The sequence below is a fragment of the Nonomuraea sp. NPDC049141 genome (assembly GCF_040648415.1).
In the GTDB taxonomy this organism is placed as follows: domain Bacteria; phylum Actinomycetota; class Actinomycetes; order Streptosporangiales; family Streptosporangiaceae; genus Nonomuraea.
Genome location: NZ_JBEZDR010000003.1, coordinates 301199 through 325288, shown reverse-complemented (window position 1 = coordinate 325288; position 24090 = coordinate 301199). Strand labels below are relative to the sequence as shown.

Annotated in this window: 21 protein-coding genes; 9 read left to right on the top strand and 12 right to left on the bottom strand. The window is 70.2% G+C overall.

Annotation, left to right across the window (positions count from 1 at the left end; all coding sequences use genetic code 11):
• The first annotated feature begins 8 nt into the window (after window positions 1–8).
• Window positions 9–1373 (top strand): sulfatase-like hydrolase/transferase, encoded by a 1365-nt coding sequence (locus AB0B91_RS10145; RefSeq protein ID WP_358317944.1) that lies wholly within the window; start codon window positions 9–11, stop codon window positions 1371–1373.
• Here the strand turns inward: AB0B91_RS10145 and AB0B91_RS10140 are convergent.
• The 6 genes from AB0B91_RS10140 to AB0B91_RS10115 are packed head-to-tail and all read right to left on the bottom strand — an operon-like array spanning window position 1368 to window position 7511.
• A complete protein-coding gene (locus tag AB0B91_RS10140) occupies window positions 1368–2288 on the bottom strand; it encodes a formylglycine-generating enzyme family protein (RefSeq protein ID WP_358317943.1) in 921 nt (306 codons plus the stop codon). The two genes, AB0B91_RS10145 and AB0B91_RS10140, sit on opposite strands and share 6 nt — an antisense overlap.
• Window positions 2289–2328: 40 nt before the next feature.
• Complete coding sequence (locus AB0B91_RS10135) at window positions 2329–3798, bottom strand: sulfatase-like hydrolase/transferase (protein WP_358317942.1); 1470 nt, start codon at window positions 3796–3798, stop codon at window positions 2329–2331.
• Window positions 3795–4766, bottom strand: coding sequence for an aliphatic sulfonate ABC transporter substrate-binding protein (locus tag AB0B91_RS10130; protein WP_358317941.1), 972 nt, complete (start codon window positions 4764–4766; stop codon window positions 3795–3797). Before AB0B91_RS10130 ends, AB0B91_RS10135 begins: the two co-directional genes overlap by 4 nt.
• Window positions 4763–5548: an ABC transporter ATP-binding protein gene (locus tag AB0B91_RS10125; protein WP_358317940.1), complete on the bottom strand. Its 786-nt coding sequence runs from the start codon at window positions 5546–5548 to the stop codon at window positions 4763–4765. Before AB0B91_RS10125 ends, AB0B91_RS10130 begins: the two co-directional genes overlap by 4 nt.
• Window positions 5545–6339, bottom strand: coding sequence for an ABC transporter permease (locus AB0B91_RS10120; RefSeq protein ID WP_358317939.1), 795 nt, complete (start codon window positions 6337–6339; stop codon window positions 5545–5547). The genes AB0B91_RS10125 and AB0B91_RS10120 overlap by 4 nt, the downstream gene beginning before the upstream one ends.
• Window positions 6330–7511, bottom strand: a complete 1182-nt coding sequence (locus tag AB0B91_RS10115) for an ROK family transcriptional regulator (protein ID WP_358317938.1) — start codon at window positions 7509–7511, stop codon at window positions 6330–6332. Before AB0B91_RS10115 ends, AB0B91_RS10120 begins: the two co-directional genes overlap by 10 nt.
• Before the next feature lie 387 nt (window positions 7512–7898).
• Here AB0B91_RS10115 and AB0B91_RS10110 point away from each other — a divergent pair, with 387 nt between their 5' ends.
• Window positions 7899–8669 carry an ice-binding family protein gene (locus AB0B91_RS10110; protein WP_358317937.1) on the top strand — a complete coding sequence of 257 codons (771 nt, stop codon included), beginning with the start codon at window positions 7899–7901 and terminating at the stop codon, window positions 8667–8669.
• A gap of 484 nt (window positions 8670–9153) precedes the next feature.
• Here AB0B91_RS10110 and AB0B91_RS10105 read toward each other — a convergent pair whose 3' ends face one another.
• A complete protein-coding gene (locus AB0B91_RS10105; RefSeq protein WP_358317936.1) occupies window positions 9154–11511 on the bottom strand; it encodes a M28 family peptidase in 2358 nt (785 codons plus the stop codon).
• Between the two features lie 218 nt (window positions 11512–11729).
• Here AB0B91_RS10105 and AB0B91_RS10100 point away from each other — a divergent pair, with 218 nt between their 5' ends.
• Complete coding sequence (locus AB0B91_RS10100) at window positions 11730–12173, top strand: hypothetical protein (RefSeq protein ID WP_358317935.1); 444 nt, start codon at window positions 11730–11732, stop codon at window positions 12171–12173.
• Here AB0B91_RS10100 and AB0B91_RS10095 read toward each other — a convergent pair.
• Window positions 12065–12685 carry a hypothetical protein gene (locus AB0B91_RS10095; RefSeq protein ID WP_358317934.1) on the bottom strand — a complete coding sequence of 207 codons (621 nt, stop codon included), beginning with the start codon at window positions 12683–12685 and terminating at the stop codon, window positions 12065–12067. The two genes, AB0B91_RS10100 and AB0B91_RS10095, sit on opposite strands and share 109 nt — an antisense overlap.
• A 181-nt stretch (window positions 12686–12866) precedes the next feature.
• On the opposite strand from AB0B91_RS10095, the gene AB0B91_RS10090 reads away from it, so the two are divergent.
• The 4 genes from AB0B91_RS10090 (at window position 12867) to AB0B91_RS10075 (ending at window position 18264) form a co-directional block, all read left to right on the top strand.
• Window positions 12867–15026 (top strand): histidine kinase, encoded by a 2160-nt coding sequence (locus tag AB0B91_RS10090; RefSeq protein ID WP_358317933.1) that lies wholly within the window; start codon window positions 12867–12869, stop codon window positions 15024–15026.
• On the top strand, window positions 15023–15673 hold the full coding sequence (locus AB0B91_RS10085) for a response regulator transcription factor (RefSeq protein WP_358317932.1): 651 nt from the start codon (window positions 15023–15025) through the stop codon (window positions 15671–15673). The genes AB0B91_RS10090 and AB0B91_RS10085 overlap by 4 nt, the downstream gene beginning before the upstream one ends.
• A gap of 105 nt (window positions 15674–15778) precedes the next feature.
• Entirely contained in the window at window positions 15779–16708 is a 930-nt protein-coding gene (locus AB0B91_RS10080) for an ATP-binding cassette domain-containing protein (protein WP_358317931.1), read from the top strand.
• Window positions 16705–18264, top strand: a complete 1560-nt coding sequence (locus AB0B91_RS10075; RefSeq protein WP_358317930.1) for an ABC transporter permease subunit — start codon at window positions 16705–16707, stop codon at window positions 18262–18264. Before AB0B91_RS10080 ends, AB0B91_RS10075 begins: the two co-directional genes overlap by 4 nt.
• Before the next feature lie 179 nt (window positions 18265–18443).
• On the opposite strand, the gene AB0B91_RS10070 is transcribed toward AB0B91_RS10075, so the two are convergent.
• From AB0B91_RS10070 to AB0B91_RS10060, 3 genes are all read right to left on the bottom strand, one after another.
• Complete coding sequence (locus AB0B91_RS10070; RefSeq protein WP_358317929.1) at window positions 18444–18911, bottom strand: NUDIX domain-containing protein; 468 nt, start codon at window positions 18909–18911, stop codon at window positions 18444–18446.
• Between the two features lie 371 nt (window positions 18912–19282).
• Complete coding sequence (locus AB0B91_RS10065) at window positions 19283–20230, bottom strand: ankyrin repeat domain-containing protein (RefSeq protein WP_358317928.1); 948 nt, start codon at window positions 20228–20230, stop codon at window positions 19283–19285.
• Window positions 20231–20434: 204 nt separating this feature from the next.
• The gene (locus tag AB0B91_RS10060; protein ID WP_358317927.1) at window positions 20435–21049 is read right to left on the bottom strand and encodes an LUD domain-containing protein; all 615 of its coding nucleotides are present in this window, start codon (window positions 21047–21049) and stop codon (window positions 20435–20437) included.
• Between the two features lie 196 nt (window positions 21050–21245).
• Here AB0B91_RS10060 and sigJ point away from each other — a divergent pair, with 196 nt between their 5' ends.
• Window positions 21246–22133: an RNA polymerase sigma factor SigJ gene (gene sigJ / locus AB0B91_RS10055; RefSeq protein ID WP_358317926.1), complete on the top strand. Its 888-nt coding sequence runs from the start codon at window positions 21246–21248 to the stop codon at window positions 22131–22133.
• Between the two features lie 211 nt (window positions 22134–22344).
• Here sigJ and AB0B91_RS10050 read toward each other — a convergent pair whose 3' ends face one another.
• Window positions 22345–23202 (bottom strand): helix-turn-helix transcriptional regulator, encoded by an 858-nt coding sequence (locus AB0B91_RS10050; RefSeq protein ID WP_358317925.1) that lies wholly within the window; start codon window positions 23200–23202, stop codon window positions 22345–22347.
• A gap of 86 nt (window positions 23203–23288) precedes the next feature.
• Here AB0B91_RS10050 and AB0B91_RS10045 point away from each other — a divergent pair, with 86 nt between their 5' ends.
• On the top strand, window positions 23289–24074 hold the full coding sequence (locus AB0B91_RS10045) for an SDR family oxidoreductase (RefSeq protein WP_358317924.1): 786 nt from the start codon (window positions 23289–23291) through the stop codon (window positions 24072–24074).
• The last annotated feature ends 16 nt before the right edge of the window (window positions 24075–24090 follow it).

The following is a 24090-nucleotide window of genomic DNA, read 5'->3' as shown; positions in this document are numbered from 1 at the left end:
GTACCTTCTTGCGTCCGAACGTGATCGTCGTCTTCACCGACCAGCAGCGCTGGGACACCGTGGGCCCCTTCACCCCGAACCTCGACCGGATGGCCAGGCACGGCACGCAGGCCACGGTCGCGCTGACCCCGCAGCCGGTGTGCGCGCCCGCCCGCGCGGCCCTGCAGACGGGCCGCTATCCGACCACCACCGGGGTGTACCGCAACGGCCGCGTCCTGCCCGCCGAGGAGCGCACGCTGGCGCATCACTTCGACGCGGCCGGATACGCCACCGGCTACATCGGCAAGTGGCACCTGGCCGCCACCGAGCCGGTGCCCGAGGAGCTGCGCGGCGGCTACCGCTCGTGGCTGGGGGCCAACGCGCTCGAGCACACCTCCGACGCCTACCGCACGATCGTGTACGACGAGGCGAACGACCCCGTCTTCCTGCCCGGTTACCGCTCCGACGCGCTGGTCGACGCGGCCGTCCGGTTCGTCGCCGACCACCACGACGAGCCGTTCTTCCTCTTCCTGTCCTTCATCGAACCGCACCACCAGAACGAGGTGGACAACTACCCGGCCCCCGACGGCTACGAGGAGCGCTACCAGGGCCGCTGGACGCCGCCGGACCTGGCCGCGCTCGGCGGCACGGCCGCCCGGCACCTGGGCGGATATCTGGGCCAGGTCAAGCGGCTGGACGAAGGGCTGGGGCGGCTGCTCGACGCGCTGAAGAGCATGGAGCTGCTCGACGACACGATCGTCGCCTACACCTCCGACCACGGCAACCACTTCAAGACCCGCAACGGCGAGTACAAGCGGTCCTGCCACGACGCTTCGCTGCGGGTACCGCTGGCCGTGCGCGGACCCGGGTTCGACGGTGGCGGCGCGATCGCCCGGCCGGTCAGCGTCATCGACCTGCCGCCCACGCTGCTGGAGGCCGCCGGACTGCCCGTACCGGAGAACATGCAGGGCCGGTCGTTCCTGCCGCTGCTGGGCGATGCCCGCGCGCCCTGGCCGGACGAGGTGTTCTTCCAGGTGAGCGAGTCGGAGGTGGGGCGGGGCATCCGTACCTCGCGATGGAAGTACTACGCCGTCGCCGAGGACGCCGACCCGCTGACCGCGCCCGCCTCCGCCCGCTACCGCGAGCAGGCCCTGTACGACCTGGACAACGACCCGCACGAACTGGTCAATCTGGCCGGGCACCGGTCCCACCTGGAGGTGGCGGCCGAGCTGCGGGTGCGGCTGCTGGGCAGGATCGTGGCGGCGGGCGAGGCCGAGCCGGTCATCGAACCGGCCGCCGAGGTTGACGGCCGCGAGCAGGCGCTACCCGACCCTGCCGTCCGGCTGCGCGGCCCGAAACCGACCAGGTTCGGCCACCAGCCACGCGCCTCATAGCGACACGGTCCGGAATCCGGCGTTGGCCATCGACGAGTCCGGTGTGTTCGAGGAGCGTGCCGAGTTGCGGTAGCGGTTGCAGTAGGAGTCGTGGCACAGGAACGAGCCGCCGCGCAGCACCCGGACCGTGCCGCGGGCCGGACCGCGCGGATCGGCGGCCGGGGAGTAGGCGTAGTAGTCAGGGGCGTACCAGTCCGAACACCACTCCCACACGTTGCCGACCGTCTGCCAGAGCCCGTACGCGTTGGGCGCGAACGTACGCACCGGGGCCGTGGTCAGGTAGCCGTCGGCCAGCGTGTTCTCGGTGGGGAACACGCCCTGCCAGATGTTCACCGGCCACGCGTCCTCAGGCAGGTCATCACCCCACGGGTAGCGCGCGCCGACGAGGCCGCCCCGGGAGGCGTACTCCCATTCGGCCTCGGTCGGGAGGCGCCGCCCGGCCCACGAGCAGTAGGCGACCGCGTCGTTCCAGCTCACGTGGACCACCGGGTGGTCGGCCTCCGCCGCGGACAGGGCGCCGCCCGGGTGCCGCCAGTCGGCGCCGCGGACACCGACCCACCAGGGGGTGCCCGCGGCGGGGCCCATCACGTCCTCCGGGCCGGCCGCCAAAGCCAGGTGGAAGACGGCGGAGAAGCCGTACTCCTCGGCCTCGGTCCGGTAGCCGGTCGCGTCGGCGAAGGCGGCGAAGGCGGCCGTCGTCACGCTGGTCGCGTCGATGGAGAACGGCGACAGGACGACCGGGTGGACGGGCCCCTCACCGTCGCCCCAGTTACCATCCCCGGTGGCGTCTCCCATCTGGAACTCGCCGCCGGACAGGTCCACCTGCTCGATCGGGTGCGTCCCCCGCGCGGCGAACCGTACGGGCTCCATCGGGGACGCCGGCGTCGCAGGCGTGCAGCAGCTGTCCGACATCATGGTCACGATACTGGGGTGCCCTGACCAGCCGACGCGCGCCTCATCGGTAGGTCGCCTCGTCGAGCCCGCTCATCGTCGGGTCGTAGGAGACGTCGCCGACGTCGTACATCGACGTCATCCAGTGGTAGAAGTTGTCACCCCGATCCCGCAGCACCTGGTACAGCCGCCGCATCAGCCGTCCGCGCACCGCCTCCATCTCGGGATGCGGGTAGACGTTGAGCAGTTCGTCCGGGTCGGTGAACAGGTCGTACAGCTCGTTCGTCGAGTCCGGGTTGACGACCAGCTTGTAGCGGTCGGTCCGGATCATCCGCTGCGGGTACGGGAAGTGGTGGCCGTGGAACTCGCAGACGATGTCCTGCTCCCACGCCACGTCGTCAGTGGACGCGAGCGGCACGAGGCTGCGCGAGTCGACGGCGGGAGCAGGGTCGAGGCCGGCCAGTTCGAGGATGGTCGCCGTGCAGTCCAGCAGGCTGACGAACTCCGACCGGACGACCCCGGGCCGCTGCCCCGGGACGCGGAGCAGGCCGGGCGTGCGGTAGATGTCCTCGTACATCGCCGGGCCCTTGTCGTGCAGCCGGTGCGCGCCGGTGAACTCGCCGTGGTCGCAGGTGAAGAAGACGGCCGTGTCGTCGACCAGCCCGAGGCGCCGCATGGCGTCCATGACCCGGCCGATCTGGGCGTCGATGAGCGCGACGTACCCCCAGTAGACGGCGATGAGCTTGCGCGTCACCTCCAGCGGCATGGTGTCGAACGTCCAGTGCGCGCTGTAGTTGGCCTGCACCTGCGGCTTGCCGGCGAAGGTCTCCGCGATCGACTTGGGCAGCTCGACCAGCTCGGGGTCGAACAGGTCGAAGAACTCGTCCGGCACGATGTACGGCAGGTGCGGCCCGAAGAAGTTGAGCTGAAGGAAGAACGGCCGCTGCTCGGCCGCGTACCGTTCCAGCAGCTCGATCGTCCGGGTCGCCAGGTAATGCTCGAACGTCGCCTCGACCGGCTGGCTCAGCCGCGCGGCCAGCAGGTTGCCGGGCCCGCCGTTGGGCAGCGTCCCGCGGATGTGGTCGTGGATCTCGTACGGCGGCAGGTCGTTGGCGGCCAGGTAGTCCAGATAGTCGGGATGATCCACGGGGTTGTGCCACCCAGGCAGGTCCGGCCCGTCGAACCCGAAGTCGGCCGCCCGCCGGTGGTGCCCGACGTGCCACTTGCCGATGAGCCCGCAGTTGTACCCGGCCTCCCGCAGCGCCTGGGAGAAGGCGAACTGCCCGTCGGGCAGGTCCTCGATGTAGCCGACGTTCCGCTCGTGGTTGGCGAGCAGCTTGTGCCGGAACGGGGCCTGCCCGGTGAGCAGGCTGGCCCGCGCCGGCGTGCAGATGGCGGTCGGGGTGTACCAGCGGTCGAACCGGGTCCCGGTCCTGGCCAGCTCGTCGAGGACCGGGGTGGCTGCCAACTGGTTCCCGTACGCGCCGAGGGTGTCGACGCGGTGCTGGTCGGTCATCAGGAACAGGATGTTCACTTGGCGGCGCCCACGAACAGGTCGGCCGTGTAATAGGTCTTGGGTGCGACGGGGCCGGTGAGCTTGCCCGCGCCGACGAAGTAGTCGTTCATGCCGGTCAGCCACTTGTCGATCGTGCCGTCCTTGGTGTAGCCGTCCAGGTCGGACAGCGACAGCACCTTGGAGTTGGCCGCGTCGGCCTTCACCTGGTCGGCCGGCTGGTTGAGCATCTTGGCGGTCGAGGCGACGGTCTCGTCGAGGTGGTCGCTGCGGTACTGGATCGCGTCACGGAGCACGGCGATGACCTTCTGGGCCTTGCCCTGGTCCTTGGCGACGACGTCGTTGCCGGCCACGAACGCGGTCGGGAACGACACCGTGTCGGCGAAGTCCTCGTTCTTGGCCAGCTCGACCAGGTCCGGAACGGCCTTCTTGATCGTGGCGATCGCCGGATACCAGAACCCGGCCGCGTCGATCTGCTTGGACGTGAACGCCGACACGATCGTCGCCGCGTCCATCGGGACGATCTTGACGTCGTTCTTCGTCAGACCGGCCTTCTTCAGGGCGAGCGTGAGGATCATGTCGCCGGAGGTGCCCTCGGGCACGCCGATCGTCTTGCCCTTCAGGTCGGCCATCGTGGCCGTGCCGGCCTGCGCGATGACGCGGTCGGCGTTGCCGAGCGTGTTCATCGCGACGACCTTGGCCTTGCCGGTGGCGGGCAGCCACATGGCGCCCGGGCCGATGTAGCCGAAGTCGAGGTCACCGGTGCCCAGCGCCTGGATCTGCAGCGGGCCGTTGGTGAAGACGCTGGTCTTCACATCGATGCCGTGCTTCTTCCACAGGCCCTGCTCGTTGGCGACGGCGAGCAGGCTGGCGCCGTTGAAGTCGCCGATGTAGCCGAAGTTGACGTGGGTGGCGGCGTCGCCCGACGAGCAGGCGGCCGTGCCGAGCGCCAGGAGGATGGCGGCAGCGGCTAGGGGTGTCTTCCTCATTGTGCGGGCTCCTTGACTTGCCGCTGGTGGTAAACCGAATGCCAGACGCGGTTGCGCAGGTTCCCGAACTCGGGACTCAGCCGCATGTCCTCGTCGCGTGGATAGGGCAGGCCGACATCGATGACGTCGGCGATGCGGCCGGGCCGCGCGGCCATGACGATGACCCGGTTGGCGAGGAACACCGCCTCGTCCACGTCGTGGGTGATGAACATGACCGTCCGCCGCTCCTGGCTCCACGTCTCCAGGAGCTGCTCCTGGAGACGCACCCGGGTCAGCGCGTCCAGCGCGCCGAAGGGCTCGTCCATGAGCAGGATCGACGGGTTCACCGCGTACGCGCGGGCGATGGCGCAGCGCTGCTTCATGCCGCCCGAGAGGGTCTTGGGCAGCGCGTCCGCGAACCGTTCCAGGCCCACCAGCCGGATGAAGTGCCCGGCCCGCTCCCGCCGCTCGTCCTTGGGGACCTTGGCGGTACGCAGGCCGAACTCGACGTTCTCGCGGACGGTCAGCCACGGGAACAGCGCGTACTGCTGGAAGATCACCCCGCGTTCCGGGCCGGGGCCGGAGACCGGCTTCCCGTCGACGAGCGCGATGCCTCCCGTCGGCTCTTCCAGCCCGGCGAGGATGTTGAGCAGCGTGCTCTTCCCGCAGCCGGAGGGCCCGACGACGGTCACGAACTCGTTGTCGGCGATGTCGAGCGAGACGCCGCCGAGGGCGACGAAGTCCTCCTTCCCGACCGGGAAGACCTTCTCGATGTCGCGTACGGAGATCTTGGGGGTGGTCATCGGCTCTCCTGCCAGGCCGTCAGCTTGTTGCCGGCCAGCATGAGCAGCCGGTCCATGATCAGGCCGAGGATGCCGATCGTGATGATGCCGACGAAGATCGTCGGCAGGTCGTAGTAGAGCTGCGCGCTCTGCATCCGGTGCCCGAGCCCGGCCTGCGCGGCCAGCAGCTCGGCGGCCACGAGTGTCCCCCAGGCCGAGCCGAGCCCGACCCGCATCCCGACGAGGATGAACGGCGTCGAGGCGGGGACCACGACCCGCGCGAAGATCGTGCCATCGTCCGCGCCGAGGACCCGCGCGGCGTTGATGAGGGTCCTGTCCACGTTCACCACGCCCTGGTACGTCGAGATGACACAGGCCAGGAACGCCGCCAGGAAGATGACGAAGATCTTCGGACTCTCGCCGATGCCCATCAGGACCAGCACCAGCGGCAGCATCGCCAGCGGCGGGATGGTCCTGAAGAACTGGATCCACGGCTCGAACAGGCCGCGCGCGATCGTGTACCACCCCATGAGGAAGCCGGCCAGGACCGCCGCGACCGAGCCGAGGGCGAACCCGGCCAGCACCCGCCCGAGCGAGGCGCCGATGTCGGTGACGAGCGTGCCGTCCAGGCTCATCGACCAGGCGGCCGACACCACCTCGACCGGGGTCGGGAACTGGAGCCCGGCCAGCGACAGCCCCCACCAGATCGTCAGCCCGGCCACGACCGAGACGACGTTGAGGATCAACAGGGTCCGGCTCTTGCGGGGCCGGACTCTCGTGGCTCCTGCGACTTCCGTACTGACTATGGCCACCTTCGGCCTCCGTCCGCTGTGATGTCCGCTTCATATCCGGCAAGCAGCGGAGATTCGTGGAACAGGGCCGCGATGGCCCCGAGCGCTCCGCCGTCGTCCGACAGCAGGGCCGGGCGGATCACCGGCGCCGCGTCGGTCAGCCACGACAGTTCGTACGTGACCGTGGCCGCTACTTGCTGCACCAGCGCGGGTGCGATCTTGACGATGTCGCCGGCGAGCACGATCTCGCTGGGGTTGAGCGTCATCGCGGCGGCGCCGAGCACCCGGCCGATGGCCGCGCCGGCCGCGCGCAGCACCTGATCGGCGACCGGGTGCGCGATCTCCACGGCCGCTTTGAGATCGTCGAGCGTGTCTGTCCGCAAGCCGAGCTCGCGGCACCGCCCGAGGATCGCCGGGACGGACGCGACGGTCTCCACACAGCCGCGCTTGCCACACCGGCACTGCGCGCCGCCTGGGACGACGGTCACGTGGCCGAGCTCTCCGGCGTACCCCTTGAAGCCTCGTACGAGCTGTCCGCCCACCACGAGACCACCACCGACGCCGTCGGAAAGGCGCAGGTAGATGAGGTCGCGCACGGAGTCGGACTGGGCGTGCAGCGCCTCGGCCAGCCCCGCGAACCTTACGTGGTTGTCGACGATCACGGCGGCGTGGAAACGCTCCGCGAACAACTCCGCCACCCCGTCGGCCCGCGACCGATCACCCCAGCCCGGCACACCGATCCCGATCGCCTGGAGCGCGCCGTAGTGGACACCGGTATCGGCACTCAACCTGTCGATCAGCACCATCCCGGCCTGAACACGCTCAGGCCATTCGGCCGACTCGTCATAGCGGGATGTACCGGACGCGATGATGTCGTGCGCCGCATCGGCCACCAGGACGTTCACCCGCCGGTGACCGAAGTCGACCCCCATGTACTGCCCGGACCCCGGATCCAGCGCGAGCCGCTCAGCCGGCCGGCCGCTACCGACGCGCTCGACGGCGTCGGTGTCGACAACCCGGATCGCGCCCCGCCCGAGCAGGTCGCTGGTGATCTCGGAAACCGTGGTACGCGACAGGCCGACCCGCGTCGCGATCTCGTTTCGGCTCTGCGCGCCATGCCGGCGCAGCAAGCGCAGCACTCGCTCCTCGTGGGACCGGCGGACGAGCGCATGCGCTCCATTGGGCGTTGACACGCTGGAAACCTATGGTTTGTCCATTTTTTCCGTCAACCTTCCGGCAAAAAGAATCCGGAAATCTGCCACGGGCCCGACGAAAACCTCTGACCAGCGGGGAGATCCGGGGTGCCGCCGGCCATCCCAAGGTTTGGGCTGATCCGGGTGATGTCTTGTCAGCCAAGCGGCACGCCGCCACCGCACCGGGCCGACGCGGGGACTACAAGATCACTATCCGCAACTTTGTCCATGAGCGAGGAACGTATGAAAAGACTTGTCCCGGCTATCCTGCGACGCGCCACGGGTTCGGCCTTGGCACCGGCGCCGGCCACCAGGGTGGCCGGCCCCGCGAAGATCGGCTTGCCCGGCTCTTCTCGACTGGCGGCCGGTTTCGCGTTCATTCCCGTCATGACCATGCTCCTCACCGCGCAGTCCAGCGCGTGCACCCCGGAAGAGCCGGTGGGGCTCGGCAGGGCCGCGAGCTTCGCGGTTCTGGGTGCCAGCACCGTCACTAACACCGGCGAGACCGTCATCACCGGCGACCTCGGACTGAGCCCGGGCACGTCGGTCACCGGTTTCCCGCCCGGCACCGTGGTCGGCGGCTCCATCCATGTGGCCGACACCGCCGCCGCCCACGCCCAGGTCGATCTGACCGCCGCCTACAACGACGCCGCCTCTCGTACTCCCGCCACCACCATCGGGACAGAACTCGGCGGGACCACCGTGAAACCAGGTGTCTACAACTCCGCCGCGGGCACCTTCGGGATCACCGGAAACCTGACCCTCGACGCGCAGGGAGACCCGGACGCGGTCTTCATCTTCCAGGCGGCCTCCACCCTCATCACCGCGTCCTCCAGCGCGGTGATCCTCACCGGCGGCGCCAGGGCCGCCAACGTCATCTGGCAGGTCGGCAGCTCGGCCACGCTGGGTACCGACTCCAGCCTGGCCGGAAACGTCCTCGCGCTGACCTCGATCACCGTGACCACCGGCGTGAACGTGAACGGTCGCGTCCTGGCCCGCAACGGCGCCGTCACCCTGGACACCAACGCCATCAGCCGGTCCACCGGCGCCCTGTCCATCAACGTGCCCGGCAGGGCGGACCTGGGTTCCGCCGCAGCCGGTGCCGCCAACGTGTCGGACCGGCTCGGTGAGATCACCGTGAGCGACACCCGCGGGTGACCCGAACGCCGTCTGGACCGCGACCGTCAACTCCACGGACTTCACCACTGGCGGCGCCACCGCCCCCGAGACCATCGCGAAGAGGTTCGTCGACTACTCCCCGGGCCCGGCCACGAACACGACCGGTAGCGCGACGTTCACTCCCGGAACGGCTGGCGACCTCGGCTCCGCGCGTATTGCCTTCTCCGCCGCCGACGGCGCGGGGAACAACTCCGTCACCTGGAACGACGATCACCGTGGCCTTGCCGGCCGATGTCGTCGCTGGGACCTACACCGGCGCCATCACCCACTCGGCCGCTTAGTGCCTTCGTCACAGCTTGATGGGGCGAACGGCGAGCCGTACGCCCCAGGTGATCGCCTTCCCCTATGTATCACCTCCCCCGCCCACGGACCCGTCAAGATCGGCCCTCGTCTCAGCGGGTGCGGCGGCGCCGTTCGACTACGTACGGACGGATCAGCCGAGGAACCCGGCGGGAGGCGGCGTTCAGGCGGGCCGTAAATCGTAGGTGCGCGTGACCGCGATCAGGTCGCCGTCCTCGCGGGTGGACGCCACCAGGCCTGGCGGCCTGGGCGTGAAGCCGGGCACCGCGGATAGGCCGTCGGTCTCAGCGATCGCCGTGAGGCGCACGGGGTCCGTACCCGGCACGCGCAGGGTGATGTCGACGCCCCTGGCGGGGATGCCACGGAAGCGGATCTCGCCGGGCCAGGTGTTGGCCCGGATGCCGCTGACGGGCACGGTCACCGGGGTGAGCCCGGTGGCGCCCGCCGTGACCTGGGTGATCGGCCGCTCGACGCGCAGTGTCACCGAGCGTGCGCCCTTCCCCGCCCGCACCCGCAACCTGATCGTGTCCCCGGCGCGGGAGAGTATGGCCACGCGGGGCCCTTCGGTCTCGATCACCGGCGCGTCGCCGGTCCACAGCGTGCGCCGTGCGTAGCCCGCCGGCAGCGATCCGGTGTCCCGGCTGGAGATGTATCGCCTGGTCCAGGCAGTGGGATCGGCGTCGCCGCTGACCCAGTGGGCCACCCGGGTGTCGGCGTTGAGGACGTACGCGAGGTGCGAGCGCTGAGGGTTTGCCGCATCGAAGGCGTCCGTCGCCAGCCCGACGCCGGTCAGCGCCACCGCGAGCACGGCGACGACCACGACACCAAGGACGCTGCCACGGTGAGTGCCACTTCCACGGCCACCGCCACCTTCGCGGCCGGGAACGGGGCTGCGGCGAGGCTCGGGGAGTGCCAGTTCTGCGAGTGGCAGCAGTGTCAGCCCGAACAGGGTGAGGACCAGGGCGCTCACACCGCCGAGCGCGAGCCCCATCCCGTCGAACGCCGTCCCCGCCAGCGCGGGCAGCAGCATCGCGGCCATGGACGCGCCAAGCGTGAGCGCGACGACTCGCCACACCGCTCCTGGCAGCAGCAGCGCGGCCAGGCCACCCAGCGCGCACAGCAGGGCGGGAAGGGTCAGGACGAAGGCCGCCCCGGGCGCGAACCACGCGGCCAGCACACCCAGCCCGGCAGGCCATACCAGCGCGCCGATGGCCAGCGCGGCGGGCCCGAGGCGGCCTCGCAAGGGCAGGTACCAGGTCAGCAGCGCCAGCGCGGCCAGCAGCATGACCGCCGCCTGGTAGGCCGACGGGCGATGCAGCAGGCCACCCATCCCGTCGTACGCGGGCCGCAGGGCGACCAGCACCTCCCACAGCCCTTGCGCGAGGATTACCGCCAGGACCAGGGGCACTGCGGCGGACGCCGCCGCGACGATGATCCGGGGGATGCTCGCCAGCCGCGCCCTGCGCGCCAACAGCGCCAGCCCCGCGACCGCGAGTACGGCCAGCACCGCGAGCGGCCAGACCAGCCAGCCGGGGTACGTCACCATGACACCAAGAATCCGGAAGTACGTGACGTCATGGTCCGCCGCCAGCGCGGGCAGGTCCGCGTCCCCCAAGGTGCGGGCCAGAGCCAGCATGGTGGAGCCATGGTGTTGCAGGCTGCCGTGGTCGAGGTTGGCGATGGAGTCGTCGGCGGTGTGATAGCGCGAGGAGCGCTCGATATAGGCGAAGTTCATGCCGGTGAAGCCCGCTTTGGCCAGCGGAGTGAAGTCGGTGTTGTTCGGTAGCAGCCGGTACAGCTCGGTCATCACGGAGTCGCCTCGTGGATGCGGCGCGGCGGCGGCGAACGTACTCACCAGTCCCGCGTTGTTCCTTGAGGTCTCGAACATCAGGGACGGCCCGCTGACTCCGCGCGCCTCCCAGTTGAGCAGCACTCCGCCCTTGCGTCCCAGGGGGTGTTCGCGGACGAACGCCTCCGCGCCGAGCACGCCGTCCTCCTCGCCGTCCGTCATCAGCAGCACCAGGTCGTTGCGGAGGGGGGCGGTGCCCAGCGCTCGTACGGTCTCCAGCATGGCGGCCACCGCCGCTCCGTCATCGGAGGCGCCGGGCCCGACCGCCGCGGAGTCGTAGTGGGCGGCGATCAGTAACGTGCCCGTCGCGTCGCTGCCTCGCCTGGTGGCCACCACATTGTCCACCTGCCCGAACGACGCCAGCCCCGACGAGGAGTTCGCACCGATCGCCCGCTGGACCTCCACGTCGAGCCCCGCCGCCCGCAGTTGTCCGACCAGATAGGTTCTGGCCCGGTCGCCCGCCGGGCTGCCGAGCGGCCGCGGCTCAGCGGCGAACCGTTCGAGGTGGCGCAGGGCGCGTTCGGCACTGAACTCCCGGCCCGGCGCCGAGGCGGGGAGGGGCTGCATCGTGCTTTGCCCCATCGCCGTCAGCATGATCGCTCCGGCCAGGGTGAGCAGTGCCAGCAGTCCCGCCAGCGTGCGGCGCGGGACGTCGATCAACTTTCCCATCATGACGAGAAACGCTAGGTCCGGGGGTCCGAGCGCCGGAATGAAGCGCGTACCCGGATCTGGCTGCGGTTTTCCACAGCTCACTCTGCCAGCATGTAGTCGCGCGGTGGATTCACAGTCGTGGCCGGCTGCTGGCACGGCCCGGGTGATGTGGCCATGTCGACTCGAGATAGACCGAAAGGCAGATGTAGCCCTGCCCGGACCCCTGCCAGCCTGTGATCATGCACAAGCTCGGGAAGGTCGCCACCGCTCTGATGACGGTCCTGGCGGCGGTTCACATACCCGCGGCGGCGAGCGCCGACTCGGCCTTGACCTGGCAGGACTGCGGCAACGGGCTGCGCTGCGGCCAGGTGGACGTACCCGCTGACTGGGCTCGCCCAGGCCGTGGCGAGCGGATCACGCTCGGCCTGGCCATGCTGCCCGCCGTGGACCAGGCGCACAAGAAGGGAACCCTCCTGGTCAACCTCGGCGGTCCCGCCCCGCAGCTCGAGCCCTTCCCCGCCGCCCCCTCCGATTTCTCCCGTATCGCGCTATGCGCTGACTTCCCCTATCCCAGTCACAGCTTGGTGGGGCGGGCGGCGAGGCGTACGCCCAGGTGGGCGTGTGTGCCGAGGAGCCACGCAGCGCTGACGTACACCGACGCGGTGGAGCCGGCGAAGGCCTGAGCCACCATGGCCACCGGGAACCACATCCCCGTGAGCAGCGGCAGCCAGCGGAACGCGCCCTGGTAGCGGCCCTTGACCGCGATGGTGATGCCCAGGGCCAGCATGCCGAGCTGGCTGAGCGGCCAGCAGGCGTCCAGGATCATCAGCGGCAGCGGGAAGTCGTCGTAGCCGACGTAGCCGAAGGACAGCGCGTTGAGCAGGAACGCGCCAGGCAGCAGCACGAGCAATCCCGCCGGGATCACCCGGGTCCACCCGTCACCGGCACCGCGCGTGGACAGCACCGTCCAGACATAGGCGAAGACCCCCGCGACGAACAGCATTCCGGTGATGGTGTCGAGCGTCTGGGGGCCCTCCTGGATCTTGTCTCCCACGATGAGGGTGCCGGCCGCCCAGGCCGTGGCCCCGACGGCCAGGAACAGCCCGGAGAGCTGGATGCGAGCCGGGTTCACGGTGCGCCGGTCGGCCACGGGCTCGTTGGGGTTGACGTTGCTGGGCACCACGTGACTGGACATCGTTCGTTCCTCCGTTGTGTGTCGGTGGGCCTACGATCGCGGCCGTGTGTCCCGGGCGCCCAGGGAGCAGGGCCACGCGGGACAGTCCCGGCTTCGCCCTCCGTGACCGGGCCAAATGTCCCGATCGGGAAGGGACAGCGCCCCCGTGAAGGCGGGACGCGCGGTGTGGCACGCTGGCGGCGTGTCCGATCCCTCTCCCACCGACCCCGCCCCACCCGCGCGGGAGCGCGCCTCCGCCGCGGACGACGACACCACGCGCAACGCTGCGGACGGCGCCACGCCCAACACCGCGAACAGCACCGCAGACGACGCCGCGCCCAACACCGCGGACCGGCGGATCGCGGCGGCGACGACGGCGCTGGCCGCGCTGTGTGTTGTGGCCTGTGGTGCCGCCACCTGGGTCGATGTGGTGACGGGGACGGTGAGCCGGCCGGGGCCGCTGGACTGGGCCGTGTGGTCCTCGATCGTGCCCGGCGCGGCCCTCGCGATCGCCGGAGCCGTGCTCGGGGTACGGCTGCCGCGCCACCTCATGACCTGGCTGCTGCTCGGCGGCGGGGCCGTGGCCGCCCTCAACGGCCTGGCCAGCGCGTACGCGGTGCTGTCGCTGACCCGCCACGACGGCACGCTGCCCCTCACCGCGGGCGCGTTCTACGCCGGGGCGCGGCTGGGCCCGCTGCTGAACCTGCTCCCCCTGCTCATCCTGCTGTTCTTCCCCGACGGGCGGCTGCCGTCGCCGCGCTGGCGGTGGGCCGCGTGGCTCTCGCTCGGGGCCACGGGGCTGGCCGTCCTGACGTTCTTGGCCGTCCCATGGCGGATCGAGTTGGGGGACGGCGAGTGGCCGGGGCTCGATCTGCCGCTGCCGCCGATTCCGGATGAGTTCTGGCGCTCCGCGCTGGCCTTGGCGCCGGTTCTGCTGGTGGTGAGCCTCCTGGTGCCGGTGGCGGCCTTCGCCTGGCGGTTCAGGGGCTCCACCGGCGTGCGGCGGGCGCAGCTTCGCTGGATGCTGCTGGCAGCGGTGCTGAACATGATCCTGATCCTGGTCCCCGCCGTCGTGGACGGAGTGCCGCAGGACCTGTCCTTCGTCGTTTCGCTGCTGTCGCTCGCCGCGGCCGTCCTGATCGCGGTGAGCCGGTACCGGCTCTACGACATCGATCCGGTGCTCGGCTGGACCATGCTGTACGGCGGGCTCGCGGTGGCCGTCGTCGCGATCGACGTACCCGTCTTCGTGGGCATGGGGGCGCTCATCGACGAGCCGATCGCCGCGGTCCTGGCGGCGGTCGTGGTGGGGGTGGTCTACGCGCCGCTGCGGGAGCGGGTCCGGCAGTGGGTGAACCGGGTACTGGCAGGGCGGGCGGAGCCGTACGACGTGGTCTCGGTCCTGGCCCGGCGGCTTGAGGAATCCGTGCGGCCCGAGGAGTTGCTGCTGGAGGCCGCCACAGCCGTGGCGGCGGCGTTCCGCTCGCCGTACGTGCGAGTCGAGCTGGACCGCGCGGACGGCCGGACCGTCGTGGTGGAGCACGGCACGCCCAGGGAGGACGTCGTCGTGCTGCCGTTCTCCTACCGCGAGGCGCTGATCGGGCGGTTCGCCCTGGTGCCGCGCGCGGGCGCGCGGCCGACCGAGTCCGACCAGCGGTTGCTGGCCGACGTGGTACGCCAGGCGGCCGCCGCCGTACGGGCGACCGCTCTGACCGAGGAGCTCCAGCACAGCCGCGAACGCCTGGTCACCGGCGTGGCCGAAGAACGCCGCAGGTTGCGCAGGGACCTGCACGACGGGCTGGGACCCACGCTGGCCGCCGCCGCGCTGAAGGTGGAGGCGGCGCACAATCTGGCGGTCCGCGACACCGACGCCGCCCGGGAGGCGCTGGACCAGGTCAGGACGGACCTGGCCACGATGCTCGGCGACGTACGGCGGCTGGTGCACGACCTGCATCCGCCGGCCCTGGACCAGTTCGGCCTGGCCGGCGCGCTGCGGCAGGCGGCCGACCGGTTCCGGGACGGCGGGCTCGCGGTGCGGGTGGACGCGGAGGGGAACTTCGCGGGCCTGCCGGCCGCGACCGAGGTGGCGGCGTACCGGATCGTCTGCGAGGCTCTGACGAACGTCGCCCGGCACTCCGGCGCGGCCAACTGCCACGTGCGCGTCGCCGTGGCCGGCAGCACGCTGGAGGTCGAGGTGACGGACGACGGGCGCGGCGTCCGCCAGGGCGCCCTCGTCGGGGTGGGCCTGGTCGGCATGCGCGAGCGCGCGGAGGAACTGGGCGGCCGGTGCGCGGTCGGGGCCCGGCGCGGCGGCGGGACCCGGGTCCACGCGGTTCTGCCCGCCGGGGCGGCGACCGCTTCATGACGCCACGCGTACTGCTCGCCGACGACCATCCGGTGTATCGGAACGGCCTGCGCATGATGCTCGACTCCACGGGCCAGGCCGAAGTGGTGGATACCGCCGCAGACGGGGAGGAGGCGGTCGCGAAGGCCATCGAGCTCCGCCCGCAGGTCGTCGTGATGGACCTGCGGATGCCCCGGCTGGACGGCGTGCGGGCCACCGAACGGATCGTCGCCGCCTGCCCGCAGACGCACGTGCTGGTGCTGACGATGCACGAGGACGACGAGAGCGTGTTCGCCGCCATGCTCGCGGGTGCCCGGGGCTACCTGCTCAAGGGCGCCGACCAGGCCGAGATCCTGCGGGCGATCACGGCCGTGGCCAGCGGGGAAGTGATCTTCGGGCCGGCGCTCGCGGGCCGGGTGACGCGCTACTTCGCCAGGCTGGCCGCGGCCCGGCCGGTACGCGAGGAGCCGTTTCCTCAGCTCACGGCGCGGGAGCGGGAGATACTCGAGCTCATCGCGGCCGGCCTGTCCAACCGGGTGATCGCTGAGCGCCTGTCGCTGTCGCCGAAGACGGTGCGCAACAACGTGTCCAATGTCTTCACCAAGTTGCAGGTCGCCGACCGCGCCCAAGCCATCATCCGGGCCCGCGAGGCCGGCCTCGGCCAGTGACCGGCATCCCTCATGTGAGGGACGGCGGGTCCCCCGAGTCAGCGATGGTGAAGATGGCTCGTCGGCGTGACGACCTGTGGCGTACCGCTGCCTAGTGTGCCGTGCATGGAAGCAACGATCGAGGTCGTCGGGTTGCGTAAGCGGTTCGGTCAGACCATGGCATTGGACGGGATGTCCTTCACCGTGGAGCCGGGGCAGGTGACCGGTTTCGTCGGCCCGAACGGGGCGGGGAAGTCCACCACGATGCGGGTGATCCTCGGCCTGGACGCGGCCGACGAGGGCAGCGCGCTGGTGGGCGGGCGGCCGTACACCGGCCTGCGCAACCCGTTGCATCACGTCGGCGCGCTGCTGGACGCCGCCGCTCTCCAGCCGAGCCGTACCGCCCGCAACCATCTGCTGTGGCTGGCCCACTCCCAGGGGTTGGGTGCCAGGCGGGTCGATGAGGTGATCGAGCAGGTCGGGCTGGGCTCGGCAGCCCGGCGGCGGGCGGGTGGCTTCTCTTTGGGGATGCGGCAGCGGCTCGGCATCGCCGCGGCGCTGCTCGGTGACCCGCCGGTGCTGATGTTGGACGAACCGGTCAACGGCCTGGATCCCGAGGGCATCGTGTGGATGCGCGGGCTGCTTCGGTCGCTGGCCGCCGAGGGGCGCGCCGTGCTGGTCTCCAGCCATCTGATGAGCGAGCTCGAGGACACCGCCGGCCATCTCGTGGTGGTGGGCCGCGGCCGGGTGATCGCCGACACCAGCGTGGCCGAGTTGATCGCCACCGCCTCCACCGGCCGGGTCAGCCTGCGTACCACCGCCCGCTCGGAGGCGATGAGCGCGCTGGCCCACGCCGGCGCCACCGTGGCCGCGACCGACCGCGACACCCTGACCGTGACCGGCCTGGCGGCCGAACACATCGTGGCCCTGCTCACCCGGGACGCGGTGCCCTTCTCCGAGGTCGCCGCGCACCGCGCCACGCTGGAGGAGGCGTACATGGATCTGACCCGGGACACGGTCGACTTCCGCGCCGCAGAGCAGGAGGTCACGCGATGACCAGCACCATCACCCCGTACCGGTCCGATCTGCGGGCCGGCCGGGACGGGTTCGCGCAACTTCTGCGCGCCGAATGGACCAAGTTCCGGACGGTCCGCGGCTGGGTGCTCACCATGACGGCCGCGGCACTGGCCACCGTACTGCTCGGCCTGGGATTCTCGGCGGCCAGCCATTCCTCGTGCAGCGAGGGTCCGATCGAGGTCGCCTGCCCCATCCCGCCGCTGGGACCTGGCGGCGAAGCGGTGCGGGACCGGCTCTATTTCGTCAATCGGCCACTGACCGGCGACGGCAGCATCACCGCCCGCCTGACCTCCATGTCCGGCATCATCACCTATCCTCCGCCCAACCACGACCAGATCGTCCCCGGGCTCGTGCCGTGGGCGAAGGCCGGACTGATCATCAAGCAGAGCACCAAGCAGGGGTCGGTGTACGCCGCCGTGATGGTCACCGGCAGCCATGGGGTGCGGATGCAGCACAACTTCACGCACGACACGGGTGGGGGCCCGACGACGTTCCCGCGCTGGCTGCGATTGACCCGCTCCGGCGACATCCTCACCGGCTACGAGTCGGCCGACGGCAAGCAGTGGACCAAGGTCGGCACCGCTGACCTGACCGGGCTGCCGGACACCGTACGCATCGGGCTCTTCGCCAACTCGCCGGGCGACCTGACGGTGGAGCAGGGCTCGCTCGGCGGGAGCAACACCCAACTGCGCTTCACCCAGACCACCGCCGTCTTCGACCAGGTCAGCGTGCAGGGCGACGTACCCCGTGGCGCGTGGAGCCGCGACGATGTGGGAGTCGACGGAAAGACCGACTGGGAGCGTTACCGTCAGGCGAACGGGCTCGTCGAGTCCGGCGGCACGCTCACCGTGAGCGGGACCGGCGACATCGCGCCCATCAGCGACGGCCAGTCCATCGAGCGCACCCTCATCGGCGCGCTGGTCGGGCTGATCGCGGTGATGGTGGTGGCGGTGCTGTTCATCACCGCCGAATACCGGCGGGGCCTGATCCGCACCAGCCTGCTCGCCAGCCCGCGGCGCGGCCGGGTGCTGGCGGCCAAGGCCACCGTGATCGGCCTGGTCACCTTCACCGCCGGCCTGGTCAGCGCCGCCGTGACGGTGCCGATCTGCACGCGGATCCTGCGCGCCAACGGCACCTACCCCCTGCCGGTGAGTCCGCTCACCGAACTGCGGGTGATCGTCGGCACCGCGGCGCTGCTCGCCGCCGCCGCCGTGTTCGCCTTGGGGCTGGGCGCGTTGTTCCGGCGCAGCGCCGTGGCGATCACCGTCGCCGTCGCGACCGTCCTGCTGCCGTACCTCCTGGCCACCGTCTCCAGTCTGCCTCTGGGCGTGTCGCAGTGGCTGCTGCGGCTCACTCCGGCGGCCGGGTTCGCCATCCAGCAGAGCATGCAGGAGTATCCGCAGGTGCTCGCGTACTACGCGCCGCAGATGGGCTACTTCCCGCTGGCGCCGTGGGCCGGACTCGCCGTGCTGGGCGGGTACGCGGCGCTCGCCCTGGGCCTGGCCATATTCCGGGTACGCCAGAAAGACGCTTGACCTGCTCCGGCGGGGCGGGTGGCCTGGGTTCCGCCATTACCTCAGCCGCTTATGGAGGTCCCCGTTCGGCGCGGAATCGATCCTTCCGGAATCCGTTCGCGAAGTGCCCGGCCTACCTCACAGGTCGCCGAGCACTTCGCCCGGAAACCTTCGCTGGGCTGGGGGCACGCTGCTCGGCTTCACCAGTCGAGAGTGACGAGCCGCTCGTGCCGGACTCCTTGGAGCAGATCTCTCAGCAGTACGGCCAGCCCGGGCGGAAAGACCCGCTCCATGGTCGAGTCGAGCTCGGCCGCGGTCCACCATCGATGCCCGAATCCGTCATCTCCAGATCCGGAAACTTCCCCCGATGGGATCCGGGCGAAGAAGTACGTATGCACGGTGTAGTAGCGGCTCCCCCGGATGGACCACTCTCCCGCGTTGGCTGCCACCGGTTCGCCCAGGTCGTGGGGCGTGAGAATGAAGCCGGTCTCTTCGTGAACCTCTCGACACGCCGCTTCCACCGCTGATTCGCCGGGTTCGATCCCGCCGCCGGGAAGGTGCCATCCGAGCTCGCGGGGCCAGGGGTCGGGCGGGACGAAGCGGAACATCAGCGCGCGGTCGGCGGGATCGACGAGGATGACGCGCGCCGTGGGGCGGTTCGTGATCATTTGTCTGAGGGTACTCGCAGCGGCATCATGTGCTTCTTCACGTCTTCGCCGATTTATCACATCACGGGAGGTCGAACTCCCCGTTCTTGGCTCCTCTGATGAACGCCTGCCATTCACCGGGGTTGAAGCCCACTAAAGTTCTTACCGTCCCCGACGGGGATATGATCGCCAACAAGGGAAATCACCACACACTGTCCATTGGTCTGTATATCGAGACACTTCGGCTTTCCGTTCCGCAAAGAGATCTCCCGCTGCGGACATCTCCGCGTCGTCGGATCGGGAAAGCGATGTCACTCAGTTTCGGCGCCACTGCCGCCCTGCTCGGTGGCGAGCTGCCGGACCGTCGACCCCTCCAGTCCCACACCTGTTCCTCAGCCCAGGTTTGCGGGGATTCGCAGGTAGTCGTCGGGCAAACCGGTGATCGCCCGGCCGCTGGTCATGCGCAGGCCCGCGGCGGCGCAGCAGTACGCCACGGCCTGGTGGTGATAGAGGTAGGTGGTGAGGATGTCCTCGGCGGAGGCGTCAGGGGAGACGATGCCGCTGCCAGGGTGGGTGTCCCATTGCTCGACGACGCCGTCGCGGGCAATGCTCCCCTGGTCGCCGCTGCTCGGGTTGGCGTAGAGCGCGTAGCAGACGGTGCCGGCCGACAGGCGCTCGAGGACGCGGTGGCTGCACGGGAGGGCGCCCCATTGCTGGCTGACGACGCATCCGCCGGGCACTTCGGTGATGCCGACGGTGGTGCGAAAGTCCATGCTGGACGACAGGTACTCGTCGTCATCCTCATAGGCCTGTTCGGCCTCCAGCCGTCGTACGGCTTCGGCCATGCCGATCCCGGCGACGCAGACCAGGCCCAGCCCCTCGTACTCGAGTTCGCCCAGCGCGTCGATCAGGCGTCTGGCCTCCGCGACGGCCGCGGTCTCGGCGGCGGACAAGCTGGGCCGTCCTGGCGGGAGGGGGAACAGGTCGGGTGTGGGACTGGCCAGGCTGAGCCTTCCGGGCGTCCAGCCGGACATCATCGGCCGCCACGGGTCGGCACCGGCGGCGAGCAGGGCGAGGGCGTTGTCGGGGCGGTTGGCGAAGACGGCTCGCCAGAGTGCGGTGTGGCCCTGGTGCTCGGCGTCGACGTCGTCAACGCGAGCGGCCAACTCCGCTATCACCTCGGGTGAGCCGAGCTCGGCTGCGGCATGTAACGGCCGCCCGTGGTAGTGCACACCCGCGTTGGGATCCGCGCCGGCGTCGAGGCGCGCGCGAATCAGGTGGGCATCCGCCCAGTCGTCCCAGCTGGTGCCGGACCAGTCTGCGCCGCCGGTGGCCATCATGCTCACTCCTTGGGTTCGTACGGAATGGACGTCCGCCATGATGGCGTGCGCGACAGACAAATCCCCTTAGAGCCCGCGCAGCAGGGTCCAGAAGCAGCGCGGGCACGGAGCCTCAAGATCACGTGGGTGCCTGCTCCCTGTGATCGAAAACGAGGATGTCCGTGCCCGCTGCCACCTTGACTTCAAACTGAAGGACCTGGGGTGTCAGAATCCGATGGCTTCGCGGAGCAGCAGAACGGTGCCGCGTCCGGGGTGGGGCTCCGCGTTGAGGACGAGAAGGCGGTTGAGGGCACTGGGCACCCCGTACGCCTTCATGGCGCGCTCGTTCTCCAGCGGGAGGCAGTGGTCTTCGATGCGGCGCAGCGCGGCGCTCAGGTCAGGGACCACCTTCTGCGCTCCGACGATCCAGATCACGCGGCCCGCGGCGCCCGAGTAGCCGGCCAGCTGGCTTCCGCTGGCCGAGGCGGCCACAAGGGAGCCGGTCTCGGTGACCGCGGCGACGCTGCCCACAATGACGTCGGGGCAGGCGATCATCCGCCAGATCTCGGCCATTTGGGTGGCGCGGTCCATGGTCACGCTGCGTGCCTTGACGGACTTGTATCGCCCGCTTTGGTTGATGTCCTCATCGATGCCGGACAGGCGGAGGGTCTCGCTGGCCCCGGTGAACACGCTGGCGCCCTCGGGAATCAGGTCTTTGACGCGGGTACGCGCGGCCGCGGCGTCATCGAGGATTTCGACGGCGAAATTGTTCGCCCTCAACGCGGCGGCCACCCTCTCCAGGGCCTGCGCGGGCGCCGAGTCAGTGAACGAAGTCGTCATGGTGTCTCCTGGCTGGTGTGTTCGTCTCTTCGGGTACGACAAGACCGCCCGCCGGAATGTGAGGCGTGCGCCGACCTCACATTCCGGCGGGGTGTCTTGTCGAAGTGGTGAGAGCAGATGAGACCGAGAAGGGCCGGCAACACCCATGACCAACGAATCCAGGCCAGGACCAGGCCGGTCCGATCCAGCTCTGAGCATGATCATCAGCGAGCAGCGGCAGCTGATCAATCTTGCCTACCGGCTGCTCGGCTCGCTGGCCGAGGCCGAGGATGTCGTCCAGGAGACCTACACTCGCTGGTACGCCATGTCCGGCCAGCAGCGGGACGCCATCGCGTCCCCCGGCGCGTGGCTGACGACGGTCGCCAGCCGCATCTGCCTCAACTTGCTCAACTCAGCACGGGCCCGGCGAGAGACCTACGTGGGCGAATGGATCCCCGAGCCGCTGCCCGAGCATACGGAGTGGGCCACCGAGCGGCCGGGCGGCACGACCGTCGACCCGGCCGACCGGGTCACCCTGGATGAGTCGGTCAACCTGGCCTTCCTGGTCGTGCTCGAATCGATGACCCCGGCCGAGCGCGTCGCGTTCATCCTGCACGACGTCTTCCGCTACTCCTTCGCCGAAGTGGCCGAAATCGTCGGCCGTACCCCGGCGGCATGCCGACAGCTGGCCTCCTCGGCCCGCCGCCGCATCCAGGCCTCACAGGCACCCGCGACTCCCGTGGCCCAGCAGGCCGGCGTCGTCCGGGCCTTCAAAGCGGCGTGGGAGGCCAAGGACATCGATGCCCTGATCGGCCTGCTCGACCCCGACGCCACGGCGATCGCCGATGGCGGCGGCCTCGCCATCACCTTCCCGCACCCCATCGAAGGCGGCGAGCAGATCGCGCACGCCTGGCTCGAAATCGCCCGCCGGAGGCCCGGCGACATGACGTTCCTGGAACGAACGGTCAACGGCCAGCCCGGCCTGGTGGCCCAGCAAGACGGCGTCATCGTGACGGTGTTCGCGTTCGAGGTCGCGGGCGACCGGATCAAGCACATCTGGGTAGTACGCAACCCCGCGAAACTCCGTCGCTGGACGACGGGCTGAGGCGCGTGTCCTCGGCGATGCCCCCGGTGCGACGCGCGCTTCGCTCAGCCTGGCCGGAGACCCGGACTCTTCGATCATCGCCCGCGTCAAGCGATCAAGCGATCGCTCGCCGGACGCGTTTCGACGGCCGGCACGAGCCAAGCTGGTGTTCGGAATGGATCACTGACCGCGAACGCCCAGGCGAGAAGGGCATCCGTCGTGTCGGGCTCCGTCAGAGCGATGTGCTTGCGTCGATGCTCTCGGTTCCCAGCATATTCAGCAGCGCCAGAGCGTCCGCGTCATGGGATCCCTGTGGCGCGGTGTACAGCACGAGGTGCTGGTCGCGGTCGGTGAGTTTGAGGGAGTCGCAGTCGAGGGTGATCTCCCCGACGGCCGGGTGACGGAAGGTTTTCGTGAGCATCGGCGCCGCCTGCACGTCATGCCGTTCCCAGAGCCGGGTGAACTCGGGGCTGCCGTCGCGCAGTTCCTCGAGGAGGCCGGTCACCGCGGGATCCGAGGGGTACCGGGCGAGGGTGGCACGAAGCCCCATGACGACCTGGTGCCGGAACTCGGCGGCGTCGGAGATCCCATACAGCGGCGCGTCGGGCCGCGTCGGCCCGAGGAACGCCTTACGTGCGAGGTTGCGGTCTTCGGGGGCGAGCGCGGCGAAGTCTTCCATCAGGGCTGCCGCGAGATCGTTCCACGCGAGCACCTCAAACGCCGCGGACATCACGAACGCAGCCGTCTGCGGGAGCCGCTCAAGGAGCGCGAGAATGCTCGGGCGCACGTCGCGGCGGTGCAGTCCGGTACGGCTCGGCGCAGTGCCCGCGAGGACGTGGAGGTGATCGAACTCGGCGTCCGTGAGCCGCAGCGCGCCTGCGATCCCGGCGAGGACCTCGCCCGACGGTCGCGGTGCCCTGCCCTGCTCGAGACGGACGTAGTACTCGGTGGAGATGTGCGCGAGGACCGCCACCTCCTCGCGGCGCAGACCCGGCGTCCGGCGTCGCGCGCCCGAGGGGAGGCCGACGTCCTCCGGGCAAAGCCGCTCGCGACGGCTGCGGAGAAACGCCCCCAGCTCGTGCTTATCCATATCTCGAGTGTGCACGCCGCGCGGCTATTTATCGTAGTACCGCCTGTGCCTGTATCCGGACCCCCGGGGCCGCGCACGCTGTTGGTATGACGAACAACATCGACACCACGCCCGTCGGCCTGCTCACCGGCAAGGTCGTATTCATCACCGGTGCCAGCCGCGGCATCGGCGCAGCCGCAGCCCGGCTCTTCGCACGGGAGGGCGCCGCCGTCGTGCTCGCCGCCCGCGACACCGAAGCCCTCAACCGCATCGTCGCCGAGGTCCGCGCCGGCGGAGGCGTCGCCGACGCCGTCACCATGGACCTCGCCGACCGCGCGAGCATCCGCGCCGCCGTCGACCGTGTCGAGAAGCTGCACGGACGGCTCGACGGCGCTTTCAACAACGGCGCGGTCGCCCAGCAGCAGCCCGGCCCGCTCGAGACCACGAGCGACGAGGACATCGACGAGCAGTTCGCCGTGAACTTCCGCGCACACTGGACCGCCATGACCGCCGAGGCCGCGCTCATGCGTCAGAACGGGGGCGGGGCGATCGTCAACACCTCGAGCATCGGCAGCCGCCGTGCGGCACCCCCGCTGCCCGCATACGGCGCCATGAAGCGCGCGCTCAACAGCATCACCGAGACCGCCGCGGTGACCTGGGCCCCTGAGGGCATCCGGGTGAACGGCATCACCCCCGGCGGCACCGCCACGGAGATGATGGAGGAGTGGGAGGCAGCGACTCCCGGCATCATCGAGGCCAACAACGCGGCGACACCACTCGGCCGGATGGCCGAGCCCCGCGAGGTCGCCGAGGTGGCCGCGTGGCTGCTCAGCGACCGAGCCTCCATGGTGACCGGCGCGATCGTGCCGGTCGACGGCGGCGCCGGCGCCTGAATGGAGGGTCTCACCA

What these genes read in the sequence shown, in the direction of transcription:
- AB0B91_RS10065 (WP_358317928.1), bottom strand. Translation starts at nt 20,230, where the DNA reads ATGATGGCCACCGGCGGCGCAGACTGGTCCGGCACCAGCTGGGACGAC.
- AB0B91_RS10110 (WP_358317937.1), top strand. Translation starts at nt 7,899, where the DNA reads ATGACCATGCTCCTCACCGCGCAGTCCAGCGCGTGCACCCCGGAAGAG.
- AB0B91_RS10060 (WP_358317927.1), bottom strand. Translation starts at nt 21,049, where the DNA reads ATGACGACTTCGTTCACTGACTCGGCGCCCGCGCAGGCCCTGGAGAGG.
- AB0B91_RS10045 (WP_358317924.1), top strand. Translation starts at nt 23,289, where the DNA reads ATGACGAACAACATCGACACCACGCCCGTCGGCCTGCTCACCGGCAAG.
- AB0B91_RS10050 (WP_358317925.1), bottom strand. Translation starts at nt 23,202, where the DNA reads ATGGATAAGCACGAGCTGGGGGCGTTTCTCCGCAGCCGTCGCGAGCGG.
- AB0B91_RS10095 (WP_358317934.1), bottom strand. Translation starts at nt 12,685, where the DNA reads ATGTCCAGTCACGTGGTGCCCAGCAACGTCAACCCCAACGAGCCCGTG.
- AB0B91_RS10080 (WP_358317931.1), top strand. Translation starts at nt 15,779, where the DNA reads ATGGAAGCAACGATCGAGGTCGTCGGGTTGCGTAAGCGGTTCGGTCAG.
- sigJ (WP_358317926.1), top strand. Translation starts at nt 21,246, where the DNA reads ATGATCATCAGCGAGCAGCGGCAGCTGATCAATCTTGCCTACCGGCTG.
- AB0B91_RS10130 (WP_358317941.1), bottom strand. Translation starts at nt 4,766, where the DNA reads ATGAGGAAGACACCCCTAGCCGCTGCCGCCATCCTCCTGGCGCTCGGC.
- AB0B91_RS10070 (WP_358317929.1), bottom strand. Translation starts at nt 18,911, where the DNA reads ATGATCACGAACCGCCCCACGGCGCGCGTCATCCTCGTCGATCCCGCC.
- AB0B91_RS10100 (WP_358317935.1), top strand. Translation starts at nt 11,730, where the DNA reads ATGCACAAGCTCGGGAAGGTCGCCACCGCTCTGATGACGGTCCTGGCG.
- AB0B91_RS10125 (WP_358317940.1), bottom strand. Translation starts at nt 5,548, where the DNA reads ATGACCACCCCCAAGATCTCCGTACGCGACATCGAGAAGGTCTTCCCG.
- AB0B91_RS10085 (WP_358317932.1), top strand. Translation starts at nt 15,023, where the DNA reads ATGACGCCACGCGTACTGCTCGCCGACGACCATCCGGTGTATCGGAAC.
- AB0B91_RS10105 (WP_358317936.1), bottom strand. Translation starts at nt 11,511, where the DNA reads ATGATGGGAAAGTTGATCGACGTCCCGCGCCGCACGCTGGCGGGACTG.
- AB0B91_RS10075 (WP_358317930.1), top strand. Translation starts at nt 16,705, where the DNA reads ATGACCAGCACCATCACCCCGTACCGGTCCGATCTGCGGGCCGGCCGG.
- AB0B91_RS10140 (WP_358317943.1), bottom strand. Translation starts at nt 2,288, where the DNA reads ATGATGTCGGACAGCTGCTGCACGCCTGCGACGCCGGCGTCCCCGATG.